The sequence below is a fragment of the Arsukibacterium sp. MJ3 genome (assembly GCF_000987765.1).
In the GTDB taxonomy this organism is placed as follows: Bacteria; Pseudomonadota; Gammaproteobacteria; order Enterobacterales; family Alteromonadaceae; genus Alishewanella.
Genome location: NZ_LAHP01000008.1, coordinates 120,773 through 134,905, shown reverse-complemented (window position 1 = coordinate 134,905; position 14,133 = coordinate 120,773). Strand labels below are relative to the sequence as shown.

Below are 14,133 nucleotides of genomic sequence, written 5' to 3'. Positions count from 1 at the left end.
GCATAAAATTGCAAGTGCTTTTTACTGGTTTGGCCAAGTAATTTAGCGCCGCCTGGTAAATGTTAACAACGTAAAAGCAGCATATGATGAGCAGTAATAACCTTAAAAACAGCAATAACACCAAAACCCGCTTTATGGCGCCAGTGCAATGGTCAGCTAATGTGTTGTCTGAGAACCCGATATTTAATGATCTGTGTCAGCGCTACCCGTTAGCCAACTGGGCAAACTGGCCGGCCTTAACCACGTTAAACCATTGGCTTGAGCATAGCGATTATAAGCTAGTTGATAATGCGGTCTTGGAGCAAGATGGCCGTTATTATGAGCAATTTATTTATGAAACCGGCCGGGTACCGACCCGGCTAAATAACTGGCATGACTTATTTGGCGCCGGTATCTGGGGCTTGTTTCCACAGACGAAGGCGCTTTTAAACCAGCTGCATATGGCAGAGATTGCCGTACATGGCTTAAAACAGCGCAGTAAACTGCGCAATAAACTGACATTGTTTGATGAGTGCGGGGTAATTATTTGCCTGGAGCCTGCTGCATTTCAGCATGCCGAGCTGCTGCGCGCGCATCAGTGGCAGCAAAGCTTTGTGCTAAAGCGCAGCGACTGGTGGCAGGTCATAAGGCCGATTATTTTCGGCCATGCAATATATGAAATGGCAACCAGGCCCTTTTTGGGTTTAACTGCCAAGTGTCTGTTTTTAAGCGTGCCAACAGGCTTTAGCCAGTGGCCTTTAACAGATGCTTACCGTTTTTTAGATAAAAAACTTACGCAACAAATTGCTAACGGTGCATTACTTCTTGATAATCAGCAACTGACACCGTTACCCTTGCTGGGGGTGCCTAAGTGGTGGCAGGGCAATTGCTCGGCAGACTTTTATAAAAATACAGGGTATTTTCGACCGTTAACAGTTAAAAAATAAATCACGATTAGGAAGATTACATGATTGAAATAAAAGGGTTAGCTAAAGCCTTTGCCATAAGCAAAGGCAATAAATTGTCGGACACGGAAAAACAAGATGTGCGTTACAGTGACAAAGCGTTTCATTCCGTACGCGATGTTAGTTTTACCTGTGGTGAGGGCGAGGTGTTGGGGTTGCTGGGGCCTAATGGTGCCGGTAAAACCACTACGCTTCGCATGCTCTCTACTGCATTAAAGCAAGACAGCGGCTCGGTTTTTATTAATGGCATTGATGTGTTGCAAAAGCCGGTGCAGGCCCGCAAAGAAATTGGTTTTTTATCTGCAGATACCGGCTTGTACGGTAAATTAACCGCCTTTGAAAATATTGCTTATTTTGCCCGCTTACATGGTATGAAAGAGCTGGCAATTAAAGAACGGATTGATCAGCTGTTTACCATGCTCGACATGCATAACTTTGCTAATCGCCGGGTCGATACTATGTCGACCGGCATGAAACAAAAAACGGCGATTGCCCGGGCGGTTGTGCATAACCCCAAAGTGGTTATTTTAGATGAGCCAACCACTGGACTGGATATTATGACAGTGCAAACCGTACTGGACTTTATTATGTCGCTAAAAGCACAGGGCACCCCAGTGATTTTTTCAACTCATCATTTAGATGAAGTAGGTGCCTTGTGTGACAAAGTGGTGGTGATAGATAAAGGGCTAAGCAGTTTTTCCGGCACGCTGGAACAGTTTAAACAGCTGGCCCCGCACGGCGATCTTCGTCAGGCTTTTTTAGCCGTTATTGCTAACCAACCTCTGCAGGGAGTTGCTTAATATGTGGCAGGTATACTTTAAAGAATTAACCGAATTATTGCGCGATAAAAAAACCCTGATTTTCGTTATTTTATTGCCCATTCTTATTTTTCCGGTGTTGTTTGGTATCGTCGGCCTGGTAATGGCGACCACGACTAACAAGGCAATGGAAGAGCAGCATCGCTACGTAATTATTAATGAGCAACAGGCGCCGGAATTTGCCGAAGCGCTGTTTTATCATAAAAACTTTAAAAAAATTGAAACCACACTAACCAGTGAAGACGATTTGGTTGCGGCCATTCGTAATAAAGAATTTGATGTGGCACTGGTGATCCCGACAGATTTTGCCAGTCGTAAAGCGGCCGTGCAGCAAACTGAGTGGCAACTTATTTATAATCGCTCGTCGCAACTCGATTTTATGTACAACTATTTCGACGAGATGCTGGCAACCTACCAGGAGCAGTTGCAGCGAAATACTCTAAGCCAGCTGGGGGTTGATCCGGCCAATTTAACGGCCATTTTAAAACCGGTTAAGCTTTCCAAAGTTAACACTGCTGAGCAGCGGGAAAACATTGGCGAAAGCATGGGGGCTATTTTAGCCTATGCCCTGGTGTTGTTATGTTTAAGCGGTGCTATGTATCCGGCGGTAGACATGGGCGCGGGTGAAAAGGAACGTGGCACGTTGGAAACCCTGCTAATTTGTCCGGTTAGCCGCACGGCCATTGTGCTGGGTAAGTTTTTAACAGTGCTGACAACTGCACTAATGACTGCGCTGATAACCGTGGTCAGCTTGGGGGTATGGGGCGCTATTATCAGTGCCTTTGCTGATCTGTCAAAAGTGTCAGAAGCGTTGGCCAGCATTACTATTCTTGATTTAGTGTTGATGTTTTCGTTATTACTGCCAACTGCGGCTATTTTTGCTGCGCTGCTGCTGGCCATTTCAATTTACGCCCGTACTTTTAAAGAAGCACAAAATTACATGAGCCCGTTAACTATTTTGGTTATCGTGCCACTGATGATTGCTATGGCGCCCGGCATGGAGCTGGATGTCACTACGGCATTAATACCATTAACCAATATTGCGCTGGCAATTAAAGAGTTATTAAAGGGCACTGCTGATTACGGCTTATTAGCGTTAATTTTTGCCTCTACTACAGCCTTGGCTGCGGCGCTGATTGCTTTTTGTGTACATTGGTTTCAACAAGAAAAAGTATTGTTTCGTTAACGGTACGGTTAATAACACCGTTATTAACCCCGATAAAATGACTTACCCGCGCCACTATCAGGGTAAGTCTTTTTTCTAAATGGTATTGATAATAGTTCGTAGTTAGATTAAAGTGGCGTGGTGTTTGTTACTGAGAGGTCACGCCATGTTTGTCTGTTTATGCAAAGCGGTATCGGATAAAGCTATTAAGCAACATATTGCTAACGGCGCCTGTACTATGCGTGAATTGAAAAGTGGTTTAGGTGTAGGTAGCCAATGTGGTAAATGCGTCTGCCAGGTTAGTGTTATTTTACATAACGAATTAGTAAAACAATCACGCGATATTGATAGTCTTGCCAAACCCGCCGCTTAATCAGGTTTTAAAACGCTAATTTCCGCTTTTTTGTTGCTGTTATGTTCTGTTTTTTGCTGGTTGACGTCATACTGGCGGCTTAATTGCGTACTAAGCTTGAGCTTTAACACAGACATTAGGCACAGACATTAGGAGTACACCGTGGTAATGGATAAAATTAAACAAGTGGCTATTGTTGGCGGTGTGCATGGCAATGAATTTTCCGGTATTTATTTAGTAAAGCACTATCAGGCGAAGCCTGAGCTGATAAAGCGTGCCAGTTTTACTTGCCACAGTGTCTGGGCTAACCCTGAGGCATACCATGCCAATAAACGCTATTTGCACAGTGATTTAAACCGTCAGTTTAAAAATATCGATTTGGCTAACCCAAGCCTGACCAACTATGAACAAAACCGGGCTAAAATACTCAATGCTGAGCTTGGCCCCAAAGGCGCTGCTAAAACCGACTTACTCATTGATTTACATAACACCACCAGCAATATGGGCGCCTGTTTAATTCTTACCCAAGCCGGGCCTTTTTATAATCAGTTGGCCGCTTATGTCAAAATGGTCATGCCAGAAGCTATTATTTCACTTGACGAAGACCACCTTGCTGCGGCTGAACATGCCTTAATGTGTACTTTAGGCCGCTATGGAGTATTGGTTGAGGTGGGGCCGCAGCCCCAGTCAGTACTGCGGCACGATGTACTGGAACTAATGGACAAAATGACCCGGCATATTCTCGATTTTGTTGAGCTTTATAATACCGATGCCGTTCCTGAGCTGCCAAAACAGACAGAAGCGTTTCGCTATTTGCATAGCATAAAGCTGCCAGTGAATGAGCAGGGTGAACGTTTGGGTATGGTGCATAAAAATGTACAGGACAAAGATTACCAGCCGATTAACCCGGGGGACCCGATTTTTAGTCTATTTGATGGCACAGAAATCTGTTTTGATGGCGAGCAGACGGTATACCCAACGTTTATTAATGAAGCGGCGTATTACGATAATAATTTAGCAATGTCATTAAATGAAAAAGTCATTATTAGCATGGAGTAACGGCAAGGTGTTACGCCAAAACATGTTTGCTTTGGCGTGAAGATTTACTCTGCCTATGTAGTGCAAAAATGTTTAGTCGGCTTGTTCGGCTAAGGCTTTTATTTGTGGTTCAGTTAAGCGATAGCCCAACCATTCTGTTTTCTCCTGAGCATGTAATGCCTGATAAAACGTAATAGCGTGTGTATTCCAGTCCAACACACTCCATTCAAAGCGGCCGCAATTATTTGCCACGGCAATATTTGCCAAGGCTTTAAACATGGCTTTGCCGGCACCGCTGCGCCTGGCATCTGGGGTAATATATAGATCTTCCAGATACAAACCGTATTTACCCAGCCAGGTAGAGTAATTGTAAAAATAAACAGCAAAACCGATTGCCTCACCGGCGCGCTCACAAATCAGAGCATGCGCTTTGACATCAGCGCTAAACAAGGTGTGTTTTATCATTTCTACCGAGGTCAGCACTTCATTTTCAGCTTTTTCAAAGATGGCAAGCTCGGTTATAAACTGTAAAATTGTTGCCGCATCCTCGACATTGGCGGCTCTAACCTGAAGTTCTGGGGTTGTCGTTTTATCTAAATCGGTCATGTCTGCTCCGCTTGACTATAAGGTATCGTATTTGGCTTTCTTCTGGATAAGTTCTATTGCATAGTTATCCGGATCACGTACAAAGGCTATTTCTGTGCTACCGCCTTTTACCGGGCCAGGTTCGCGGCTTATTACACCGCCTTTAGCACGAATTTTGTCGCAAGCCTGATACACATCGTCTACTTCCAGCGCAATATGGCCATAAGCATTGCCTAAATCGTAACTGTCGGTATCCCAGTTATAAGTAAGCTCCAGCACGGTATGCTCACTCTCATCGCCATAACCAACAAAGGCTAAGGTATACTTATATTCGGTGTTATCAGACTGGCGCAGCAGTGTCATGCCCAGTATGTCAGTGTAAAACGCAATCGACTTTTTCAAATTACCCACGCGCAGCATGGTGTGAAGCATTCTCATTATGTTCTCCTATTCAGTTTTATCTTTAAATTCACATAAATCTTCAATGATACAAGAGCCACATTTCGGCTTTCTGGCCGTGCAAGTATAACGGCCATGCAGAATTAACCAGTGATGCAAGTCATACATAAATTCAGTTTTGTTCGGGGTGTTTTTAATGATGCTTTGTTCGGTTGCTTCAACTGTTTTGCCTTTAGCGTAGCCTGTACGATTAGCAACTCGCTGAATATGCGTGTCGACCGCTATAAAATATTTACCTTCATTATCTTTTAGCCAGCCAAAGGCAGTGTTCAGCACCACATTAGCGGTTTTGCGGCCAACGCCTGGCAGGGCTTCTAAGGCGCTACGGTTTTCGGGCACCACAGCGCCGTATTGCTCGACCAAAATACGGCAGGTTTTAATTACATTTTCGGCTTTGGTGTTAAATAAGCCAATGGTTTTTATGTAGTGCTTAACGCCATCTACCCCCAGCGCCAGCATGGCTTGTGGGGTGCGGGCAATGGGGAATAAAAGCATGGTGGCTTTATTGACACTAACATCAGTGGCTTGTGCGGATAATAATACCGCAATCAGCAACTCAAACGGCGAGCTGAAGGTAAGCTCAGTAGTCGGTTCTGGGTTAGCTGCCCGCAACCGGCTAAGTATTTCAATGCGTTTTTGTTTATTCATTATTTAACGTATCGCTTTACTATTGGCTAAGGTTAGTTGGTGGGCCCTATAACATGATTATTGTACGGTACCGGTTACCCTGGCCCGGCTAATGCCTGCTGCTGCGCCTTGGCGTTGTTGTAATTTGGCGTCTATCAGGTTTTTCAGGGCAATTAGCAGCCCCATGCCAATAAAGGCGCCCGGTGGCAGCATGGCTAATAAAAACTGGGTATCCAGTGTGAAAAGCTCAATGCGCAGCGCGCTAGCCCAGTCGCCAAGTAGTAAATCAGCACCGTCAAATAAGGTGCCTTGGCCAAGGATTTCGCGCATAGCGCCCAGCGCTATTAATACCAGCATAAAGCCTAAGCCCATCATGATTGCATCGACCGCAGAGGGTAGCACGGCATTCTTTGAAGCAAAGGCTTCAGCGCGGCCAATAATGGCGCAGTTGGTAACAATTAACGGGATAAATATGCCGAGCGATTGATACAAACCAAAGGTATAGGCATTCATCAGTAATTGAATGACGGTAACGAAACTGGCGATGATCAGCACAAAAACCGGAATACGAATTTCTGAAGGAATAACGTTGCGTACCATCGATACCACAACGTTTGAACCGAGCAGCACCAATAAGGTGGCAAACCCCAGCCCCAGTGCATTGGTTACGGTGCCAGTAACGGCCAGTAACGGGCATAAACCAAGCAACTGTACTAAGCCTGGGTTGTTTCGCCATAAGCCCTGCACTGTGAGTTCACGGATACTCGCTGAATTGTCGCTCATAAACTGGCTCCGCAATTTGCTGGCCGATTGGCCAATTCGGGCTGCTGTAGTACTAACATGCCTGCGTTATATATTGCTTTTACAATGGCTCGCGGGGTAATGGTGGCACCGGTAAATTGATCAAACTGGCCACCGTCTTTTTTAACGGCCCAGCGTGCTTCGTTACTGCTGCTAACCTGTTTTTGGCTGAAACTATCAATCCAGTCTGAACGACGGCGTTCAATTTTATCGCCAAGGCCGGGTGTTTCCTGATGATTCAACACCCTGCTGCCAAGGATAGTACCCTCTGGGGTAACGGCAACAATTAAATCTATATTACCGCTGTAGCCATCAGGCGCGGTAGTTTCAATAACAAAGGCGCTGATGCCTTGCTCGTCACGCAGCCGATATATCGCTTGCGGTGTAGGGCGACCCAGTAAGGGTAAGTTGGTAACCAGGATACAATCGGCCAATAAGCTGGCACTGGCACTGTTTTGCGGCAAAACATCATTTAAAATAGCCAACTTATTAGCCAGTTGTTGCTCGGCAATTTTGGGTTGCGCCAACTGATTCACCAAGCCCAGTATTGCCACACAAACCAGTGCAACTAGTGCGAGCAGCAGAGCGTTCTTAGATATTGGCGTGATCACTTTTCGGCTCCTTTTGCTTTATGGCCATAGGTGCGGGGCCGGGTATAATAATCAATGAGAGGCACCGCCATATTAGCCAACAATACCGCAAACGCCACGCCATCAGGATAGCCGCCGTATTTACGGATAATATAAATAATAAAGCCAATTAAAACGCCATAAACAATGCGGCCGTTATTGGTAGTAGACGCTGATACCGGATCGGTTGCAATAAAAAAAGCCGCCAACATAGTAGCGCCAGAAAACAATTGCAGCATCGGGCTTGGGTTGGTATCGGCAGCAGCCAGCCAGCTTAGCAGGCTACAGACAAACAAGCCGCCAAGCACCGCCGCTGGAATGCGCCAGCCAATAACCCGTAACTTTAACAATAACAAACCGCCGGCCAGATAGGCCAGGTTCACCCAAAGCCAGCCGGCACCGGCAATACCATAGAACACCGGGCTTTGCAGGCTTTCAGTTAAGGTACGCCCTGCAGCTAAATCGGTACGTATAGTATCCAGCGGGGTAGCCATTGAAATGCCATCAATACCGGTTTGCAACTGGCTAATACTAAAACCACTGCAGCTGTATTGGCTGAAAACAGCGCAGAAAGCATCCAACAGATGCAGGCTTTCCGGTTGTAAACTGACGCTGGGCAACCACTGCGTCATTTGCAGTGGAAACGAGATAAGTAATACCACGTAAGCCGCCATAGCCGGATTAAACAGGTTATTGCCCAAACCACCATACAGTTGTTTGACAATAATAATCGCAAACAGAGTACCGATAACAATTAGCCACCAGGGAGCATAAGGTGGAATTGATATGGCCAGCAATACTCCGGTTAGCAAAGCACTGTGGTCTTTTAGGCGAGGCAGCACTTTTTTTGCACGCAGCCGCATTATCAGTGCTTCAGCGAGCCAGGCGGTGCTAATAGCCAGTAGCAACTGCACCAGCACACCGTAACCAAATAATACCGCCTGCACCGCTATGCCTGGAATACACGCCAGCACCACTAATAGCATTATTTCAGAGGTGCTGCGGCTTATGCGGTTATGGGGTGAGCTGGTAATTTTAAAACTCATGTTGTCTCACTGTCAGCTTGTTTTTTTGCTTTTGCCCGGGCTATCGCCGCGGCAATGGCCGCTTTGCGTGGATCGGCAGGGGGATGCTCTACCGCCACTGTTTCCGGCACAATGGCTTCAGGCTGTTTGGTTTGTTCAGCGTCTGCAATTTGCGCTTGTTGATCCGCTGCAGCCTGTGCTGCTTTGCGGGCTTTTGCTCTGGCAACGGCAGCGGCAACAGCCGCACCCTTGTCAGGTTTATCTATTGGTTCAGATGGTGTTTCAGCAACTAATTGCTCTGGTTTTATAGCTTGCACTGTCTCAGTAGCTTTGGCTGCCTGATAATCACGGGCCTGCTGTTTTTTCGCTTCACGCTCGGCAAGAATGTGTTCACGCTCAGCAGGTAAGGCCTGTTGCTCCGCTTGCTTGGCTTTAATGCGGGCTAGCGCGTCAGCTACGGCATTACTACTGCCATTATTTTGTTGGGCTTGTTCGCGGGCCTGCGCCAGTTTTTGATTGCGGGCCATACGTTGTTGTTTATCCCACTCTAACCGGGCATTACGTGCTTCAAAGCGCGCTTTGGCCTGTTCTGCTTTAACGGCTTCGCGTTGTTGTTCACGAATGTCAGCTTTAGCTACCCGGTAATACTGTACTAAGGGTATTTCACTGGGGCAAACATAAGCACAGGCGCCGCATTCAATACAGTCAAACAAATTATATTCATCTAACTTGGCGGGATCTTTTGCTTTGCTATACCACAATAGCTGCTGTGGCAGTAAACTGGCCGGACAAACATCGGCACACGCACTGCAACGAATACAGTCAGTTTCATTGCCATCAGCCGGTAGTTCTGCCACGCTTGGTGCCAGAATACAGTTGGTTGTTTTTATAATAGGTACTGTTAAGTCGGGCAGGGTAAAGCCCATCATGGGCCCACCCATAATCACTTTTTCAGCTGTTTGCCGCTGATAACCACAAAAATTCAGTAAATCAATGACCGGGGTGCCAATTAATGCCAGTACGTTTTGCGGTTGACGCAGTGTTTCGCCGGTTACGGTAACAACACGAGACAATAACGGCTGATCATCCAGCACTGCTTGAGCAATAGCAAAGGCAGTACCGATATTTAGCATAACAATACCAATATCAATTGGCCGACGGCCAGCAGGGACTTCCTTAGCCGTGAGCAACTGGATAAGTTGTTTTTCACCACCCGATGGATACTTGGTGGGCACGTCGCGAATATAGTAATGTTCACGTTGACTGCAGGCTGCTTTTAATGCCGCACTGGCAATCGGTTTATCGTCTTCTATGCCAATTAATACCGCTTTTGGGTTAAGCAGTTTTGCCAGTATATCGATACCTTTAACAATGGTTATGGCACCTTCTTGCATCAGCGCATCGTCAGCACTGATGTAAGGTTCACATTCCACCGCGTTAATAATCAGGTAATCGACCGGCTGCGTCAGCCCAGCTTTTAAATGTGCCGGAAAGCCGGCGCCGCCCATACCGGCAATACCACTTTCCTGAATGCGCTCAAGCAGGCTAAGTTTATCGGTAGTTGCAAGGTTTAACGGATACTGCACCCGCCATTCGTCTAAACCGTCAGGGCTCAGCGTAATGGCAAGTTCAGGCAGCGCCGAGGGATGAGCGCTGGTATGCTCGCCAATAGCCGCAATAATGCCAGAGGTTGGTGCATGTACCGGCACCGCCATTGAATTATCGGCACTGGTTAATGGCTGGCCTTTTAATACCCTTTGGCCAGTACTAACCAGTAAGGTGCCGGCCACTCCAATATGCTGTCGAATGGGAATATATAACCGGTCAGGCAACGGCATAACGCCAATGGGTTTTTGGGCAGTTTGCGCTTTACGGGTAGGTGGATGAATACCACCATGGAAATCCCATAATTTACCGGCTTGAATTTGCTGAAATAAACTGGGCACTTTTACTCCACCTGGGTTATTGGAATGGCGTTTAAATCCCATTTCCAACGTTCTGGGGTCGGGCTGACTGGCAGCATATCTATACAGTCTACCGGGCAAGGTTCAACGCATAAGTCACAGCCGGTACATTCATCGATGATAACGGTATGCATCAATTTTGATGCCCCAACAATGGCATCGACCGGACAGGCCTGAATACACTTAGTACAGCCAATACATTCGTCTTCGCGGATAAACGCCACCCGTTTAATCGCGACGGTTTGCGCCGCATTTAACGGTTTGGCTTCTACGCCCATTAAATCAGCCAATTTACGTATGGCACTATCGCCACCAGGAGGACATTTATTAATATCATCGCCATTGGCTATAGCTTCAGCATAAGGTCTACAGCCAGGGTAACCGCACTGACCACATTGCGTTTGCGGTAAAATGTCATCAATTTGTTCTACAAGCGGATCGCTTTTTACTTTAAAACGAATGGCAGCAAACCCCAGTAGACCACCAAATACCAGTGACAAACTGCCCAGAATAAACAGTGCCGTTAATAAACTCATCAGGCTTTTACCAGACCAGTAAAACCCATAAAGGCCAGTGACATTAATCCAGCAGTAATCATTGCAATAGCGGCGCCTTTAAACGGTACTGGTACATCAGCGGCAGCTAAGCGCTCACGCATTGCTGCAAATAAAATTAATACCAGTGAAAAGCCCACTGCTGCGCCAAAACCATAGATGACTGAATTGATAAAATTATGCCGCTCATTAACGTTTAACAATGCTACGCCCAATACCGCACAATTGGTTGTGATTAAGGGTAAAAAAATGCCTAATAATCGATAAAGTGTCGGGCTGGTTTTATGCACGACCATTTCGGTAAATTGCACTACAACCGCAATAACCAGTATGAAACTTAGGGTACGTAAGTACAGTAAATCGAAAGGTGCCAGTAAAAAAGTGTCTACCAGATAACTGCAGATAGACGCCAGGGTAAGAACAAAAGTGGTGGCCAGCGCCATACCAATAGCGGTTTCAAGTTTGGCAGATACACCCATAAAGGGACAAAGGCCAAGAAACTTCACCAACACAAAGTTGTTGACTAACACGGTACTGATAAGGAGAAGCAAAAATTCGGTCATAGTTGAGCTTAGACAGAAAACAGGCTGGTATTATGCAATGATGTCTGAGTGGTTACAACCAAACAAACTATAGGGTTATTCAGTGATCCCAGTAATTTGTCAGGTTTTACTGGCAGTTAGCAAAGCCGTATCGGTTATTTAACTGCCACTGTTTAAAAGGCTTACATCGGTGTTGGTTTACCAACGTAATAGCCTTGGTTACCGTCGATAAACAACGACTCAAGCATGTGTTTTTCTTCCTGAGTTTCGACGCTTTCTGCAAATACGCCGACACCAATACGGTGGGCAAGATCAATCATCAGTCGCATAAAGTATTGATTATTTTTATCTTCATCTATACGCCGGGTATAACTTCCATCCATTTTGACAAAGTCAGGCTTTAAATCACGGAAAAACTTAAACGAGGTAATGCCAACACCAAATTTTTCAACAGTGATCCTGGCACCGGCACGGTGAATCATATCGATAAAACGTTTACTGGTTTTAAGATTTTGTTGTAAACCAAATTCAGACACTTCAAAAATAAGTTTAGACGCAATATGAGCATCTTTTAACAGTCGCCGCTCTAACCAAATAACAAATTGATCGTCATGCACACAGCGTGGAGATAAATTCAAACCAAAATACTGATCTTGTAAATTTCGATTTTTAATCGTTGTCAAAGCGGTTTCAATAATAAGCCGGTCAACCGCAATAATTTTATCCAGTTTTTCTGCCATTGCCAAAAATGAAGCCGTAGGCAGTACCTGATTTTCCTGAGTTTTAAACCGAACCAGGATTTCCGAGTAGGCTTTTGCAGATCGGTTTGACGGTTGAATTAGTTGCGTTAGCAAGTTAATCCGATTGTTGTTGATAACGTCTTCAATAACATTGCGCCAGTTCTGATTACCATAACCACTACCTGCTACTTCCAGCCCGCCAGAGTCTTTTTGTAAGTGCCAGGCATTGGTTTGCTTGGTTTGAGCCAAACTAATTGAGGTGTCAGCGACTGCCAGTAATTCACCTAATGCTTTGCCGCTTTCATAGGTAACTAAGCCGGTGTAGGCAATAGAGTCGAGCTCAGCATTTTTCTGATATTCATTAAAGCGGCTTTGCAATTGCAGTGCAAAGTTTTCGGCTTCTTTTGGCGTGATACGCGGTAGCAGAATGCCAAAATCTGAACTGTTAAGTCGAAACACACGAGCATCTTTGTATGTATCGGACACTTTACGCACAATATTAGCGACATCTTGAATGTATTGATCGCCTTCCTGGTAGCCACGAGTTTGGTTCAGGCTTTGCAGCTCGGTGCAGCGGGTAATAGCAAAAACGCCAAAGTCTGTATCTTTTGATAATTTGCAGTGATCTTCATAATATTGCACAAAGCGGTTTCGGTTCGGTAAGTCTGTCACCGGATCTTTGTAGGCTTCTTCGGCAATTTGATAGGCGGCCGAGGTCATTTCGCTATATTGTTTTTTGCTGTAATTAGCCAGTTTTTGTAGCGCAATATTAATTTCAGAAAATTCAGCAGGGATCTTATTCCAGTTTGGTTCAACTTTTTCCGGATCCTGAATAAAGCTGTCGATAAGTTGATTGACCGCCTGCGACGTTTTGCGGTAACTGCGCTTGATACTGTTCTTAGCCATTAGTACTGTTAACCAGCCAATAACGAAAGGCGCCAATAACAGTACAAAACCTAATTTTTGCAGCGGCGCCAGAGTTTGTTGATGATTTAACTGATAAGTTAGCTGGATACCATGTTCTTCATTGCTTACATTAACGGGTTTGAACTGGCTGCCAGCTGTTTGCAGTGCCCACATGCCAATGCTTGTGGCCTTGCGAGCATTATTTTGCTCATGCAACACGGTATTATCCAACTGGCTAATGCGTAGGCTTTGTAAATCGAAGCTGCGGTCTAGTTGGCGGCTAAGTACTTTGGCATCACCAGACAAGTGATGAATAAGCATTTGCTCGATGGCATTACGCGCATTGCGTTCACGTATATCAATAAGTTGTTGGGTATAAAGCACTAACGCTGACAACGCAATAGCGGCTAAAATCAACGCCGTTAACAACTGCGCCAACAGTAGAGTTTTAAAAATCTTCATAAGCCCTGACCACCAAACATAATTTGCTTCCTTGTCTAACGCTTAATATAGTGTAGTCAAAAAGAATAGAAAGCTAATTAAATCAAAAAAATACCATGAAAGGAATAAATAACGACATATCACTGGAAAAACAGCTGAAAAACGCTTTGGCTCCCCAAGTTGGACTCGAACCAACGACCTACGGATTAACAGTCCGTCGCTCTAACCAGCTGAGCTATTGGGGAAAAGAAATAAACGAGTATGTTACCTTTGGCTCCCCAAGTTGGACTCGAACCAACGACCTACGGATTAACAGTCCGCCGCTCTAACCAGCTGAGCTATTGGGGAAAGGTATAAAAATGCTGCTGCTGTTGGCTCCCCAAGTTGGACTCGAACCAACGACCTACGGATTAACAGTCCGACGCTCTAACCAGCTGAGCTATTGGGGAACAGTATGCAACGGGGCGCAATACTAATGCCAGCTATGGACCCTGTCAACACTTTGCCGCAGTGATTTTTGCTTTGCGCGTTTAGTTGCGTATT

Annotated in this window: 15 protein-coding genes and 3 tRNA genes; 5 read left to right on the top strand and 13 right to left on the bottom strand. The window is 45.6% G+C overall.

What is annotated here, in order from left to right:
• Window positions 1-86: 86 nt before the first annotated feature.
• The 5 genes from VT06_RS08210 to VT06_RS08190 all read left to right on the top strand — a co-directional run bounded on the left by VT06_RS08210 (window position 87) and on the right by VT06_RS08190 (window position 4,338).
• Window positions 87-926, top strand: a complete 840-nt coding sequence (locus VT06_RS08210; protein ID WP_046553811.1) for a DUF3025 domain-containing protein — start codon at window positions 87-89, stop codon at window positions 924-926.
• A 20-nt stretch (window positions 927-946) separates the two neighbouring features.
• Window positions 947-1,744, top strand: a complete 798-nt coding sequence (locus tag VT06_RS08205) for an ATP-binding cassette domain-containing protein (RefSeq protein WP_046553810.1) — start codon at window positions 947-949, stop codon at window positions 1,742-1,744.
• Window position 1,745: 1 nt separating this feature from the next.
• Window positions 1,746-2,948 (top strand): ABC transporter permease, encoded by a 1,203-nt coding sequence (locus tag VT06_RS08200; protein WP_046553809.1) that lies wholly within the window; start codon window positions 1,746-1,748, stop codon window positions 2,946-2,948.
• 124 nt (window positions 2,949-3,072) lie between these two features.
• Window positions 3,073-3,300 (top strand): bacterioferritin-associated ferredoxin, encoded by a 228-nt coding sequence (locus VT06_RS08195; RefSeq protein WP_235357386.1) that lies wholly within the window; start codon window positions 3,073-3,075, stop codon window positions 3,298-3,300.
• 147 nt (window positions 3,301-3,447) lie between these two features.
• A complete protein-coding gene (locus VT06_RS08190; protein ID WP_046553807.1) occupies window positions 3,448-4,338 on the top strand; it encodes an aspartoacylase in 891 nt (296 codons plus the stop codon).
• 72 nt (window positions 4,339-4,410) lie between these two features.
• Here VT06_RS08190 and VT06_RS08185 read toward each other — a convergent pair whose 3' ends face one another.
• The 13 genes from VT06_RS08185 to VT06_RS08125 all read right to left on the bottom strand — a co-directional run bounded on the left by VT06_RS08185 (window position 4,411) and on the right by VT06_RS08125 (window position 14,039).
• Window positions 4,411-4,923 (bottom strand): GNAT family N-acetyltransferase, encoded by a 513-nt coding sequence (locus VT06_RS08185; RefSeq protein WP_046553806.1) that lies wholly within the window; start codon window positions 4,921-4,923, stop codon window positions 4,411-4,413.
• Between the two features lie 15 nt (window positions 4,924-4,938).
• Window positions 4,939-5,340: a lactoylglutathione lyase gene (gloA, locus tag VT06_RS08180; protein WP_046553805.1), complete on the bottom strand. Its 402-nt coding sequence runs from the start codon at window positions 5,338-5,340 to the stop codon at window positions 4,939-4,941.
• A gap of 9 nt (window positions 5,341-5,349) precedes the next feature.
• Entirely contained in the window at window positions 5,350-6,009 is a 660-nt protein-coding gene (gene nth, locus VT06_RS08175) for an endonuclease III (protein ID WP_046553804.1), read from the bottom strand.
• A 57-nt stretch (window positions 6,010-6,066) separates the two neighbouring features.
• On the bottom strand, window positions 6,067-6,771 hold the full coding sequence (locus VT06_RS08170; RefSeq protein WP_046553803.1) for an electron transport complex subunit E: 705 nt from the start codon (window positions 6,769-6,771) through the stop codon (window positions 6,067-6,069).
• Window positions 6,768-7,400, bottom strand: a complete 633-nt coding sequence (gene rsxG / locus VT06_RS08165) for an electron transport complex subunit RsxG (protein ID WP_046553802.1) — start codon at window positions 7,398-7,400, stop codon at window positions 6,768-6,770. The genes VT06_RS08170 and rsxG overlap by 4 nt, the downstream gene beginning before the upstream one ends.
• Window positions 7,397-8,464, bottom strand: a complete 1,068-nt coding sequence (gene rsxD, locus VT06_RS08160) for an electron transport complex subunit RsxD (protein ID WP_046553801.1) — start codon at window positions 8,462-8,464, stop codon at window positions 7,397-7,399. The genes rsxG and rsxD overlap by 4 nt, the downstream gene beginning before the upstream one ends.
• Entirely contained in the window at window positions 8,461-10,389 is a 1,929-nt protein-coding gene (gene rsxC, locus VT06_RS08155; protein ID WP_046553800.1) for an electron transport complex subunit RsxC, read from the bottom strand. Before rsxC ends, rsxD begins: the two co-directional genes overlap by 4 nt.
• A gap of 2 nt (window positions 10,390-10,391) precedes the next feature.
• Window positions 10,392-10,943, bottom strand: a complete 552-nt coding sequence (rsxB, locus tag VT06_RS08150; protein ID WP_046553799.1) for an electron transport complex subunit RsxB — start codon at window positions 10,941-10,943, stop codon at window positions 10,392-10,394.
• On the bottom strand, window positions 10,943-11,524 hold the full coding sequence (gene rsxA, locus VT06_RS08145; RefSeq protein WP_046553798.1) for an electron transport complex subunit RsxA: 582 nt from the start codon (window positions 11,522-11,524) through the stop codon (window positions 10,943-10,945). Before rsxA ends, rsxB begins: the two co-directional genes overlap by 1 nt.
• Before the next feature lie 161 nt (window positions 11,525-11,685).
• A complete protein-coding gene (locus VT06_RS08140) occupies window positions 11,686-13,611 on the bottom strand; it encodes an EAL domain-containing protein (protein ID WP_046553797.1) in 1,926 nt (641 codons plus the stop codon).
• Between the two features lie 147 nt (window positions 13,612-13,758).
• A tRNA-Asn gene (locus VT06_RS08135) sits at window positions 13,759-13,835 on the bottom strand.
• Window positions 13,836-13,861: 26 nt separating this feature from the next.
• Window positions 13,862-13,938 (bottom strand) — tRNA-Asn (locus VT06_RS08130).
• A 24-nt stretch (window positions 13,939-13,962) separates the two neighbouring features.
• Window positions 13,963-14,039: transfer RNA gene (locus VT06_RS08125), tRNA-Asn, on the bottom strand.
• Window positions 14,040-14,133: the final 94 nt, after the last annotated feature.

What these genes read in the sequence shown, in the direction of transcription:
- VT06_RS08210 (WP_046553811.1), top strand. Translation starts at nt 87, where the DNA reads ATGAGCAGTAATAACCTTAAAAACAGCAATAACACCAAAACCCGCTTT.
- VT06_RS08190 (WP_046553807.1), top strand. Translation starts at nt 3,448, where the DNA reads ATGGATAAAATTAAACAAGTGGCTATTGTTGGCGGTGTGCATGGCAAT.
- rsxD (WP_046553801.1), bottom strand. Translation starts at nt 8,464, where the DNA reads ATGAGTTTTAAAATTACCAGCTCACCCCATAACCGCATAAGCCGCAGC.
- rsxA (WP_046553798.1), bottom strand. Translation starts at nt 11,524, where the DNA reads ATGACCGAATTTTTGCTTCTCCTTATCAGTACCGTGTTAGTCAACAAC.
- VT06_RS08140 (WP_046553797.1), bottom strand. Translation starts at nt 13,611, where the DNA reads ATGAAGATTTTTAAAACTCTACTGTTGGCGCAGTTGTTAACGGCGTTG.
- VT06_RS08205 (WP_046553810.1), top strand. Translation starts at nt 947, where the DNA reads ATGATTGAAATAAAAGGGTTAGCTAAAGCCTTTGCCATAAGCAAAGGC.
- VT06_RS08185 (WP_046553806.1), bottom strand. Translation starts at nt 4,923, where the DNA reads ATGACCGATTTAGATAAAACGACAACCCCAGAACTTCAGGTTAGAGCC.
- rsxB (WP_046553799.1), bottom strand. Translation starts at nt 10,943, where the DNA reads ATGAGTTTATTAACGGCACTGTTTATTCTGGGCAGTTTGTCACTGGTA.
- gloA (WP_046553805.1), bottom strand. Translation starts at nt 5,340, where the DNA reads ATGAGAATGCTTCACACCATGCTGCGCGTGGGTAATTTGAAAAAGTCG.
- VT06_RS08170 (WP_046553803.1), bottom strand. Translation starts at nt 6,771, where the DNA reads ATGAGCGACAATTCAGCGAGTATCCGTGAACTCACAGTGCAGGGCTTA.
- VT06_RS08200 (WP_046553809.1), top strand. Translation starts at nt 1,746, where the DNA reads ATGTGGCAGGTATACTTTAAAGAATTAACCGAATTATTGCGCGATAAA.
- nth (WP_046553804.1), bottom strand. Translation starts at nt 6,009, where the DNA reads ATGAATAAACAAAAACGCATTGAAATACTTAGCCGGTTGCGGGCAGCT.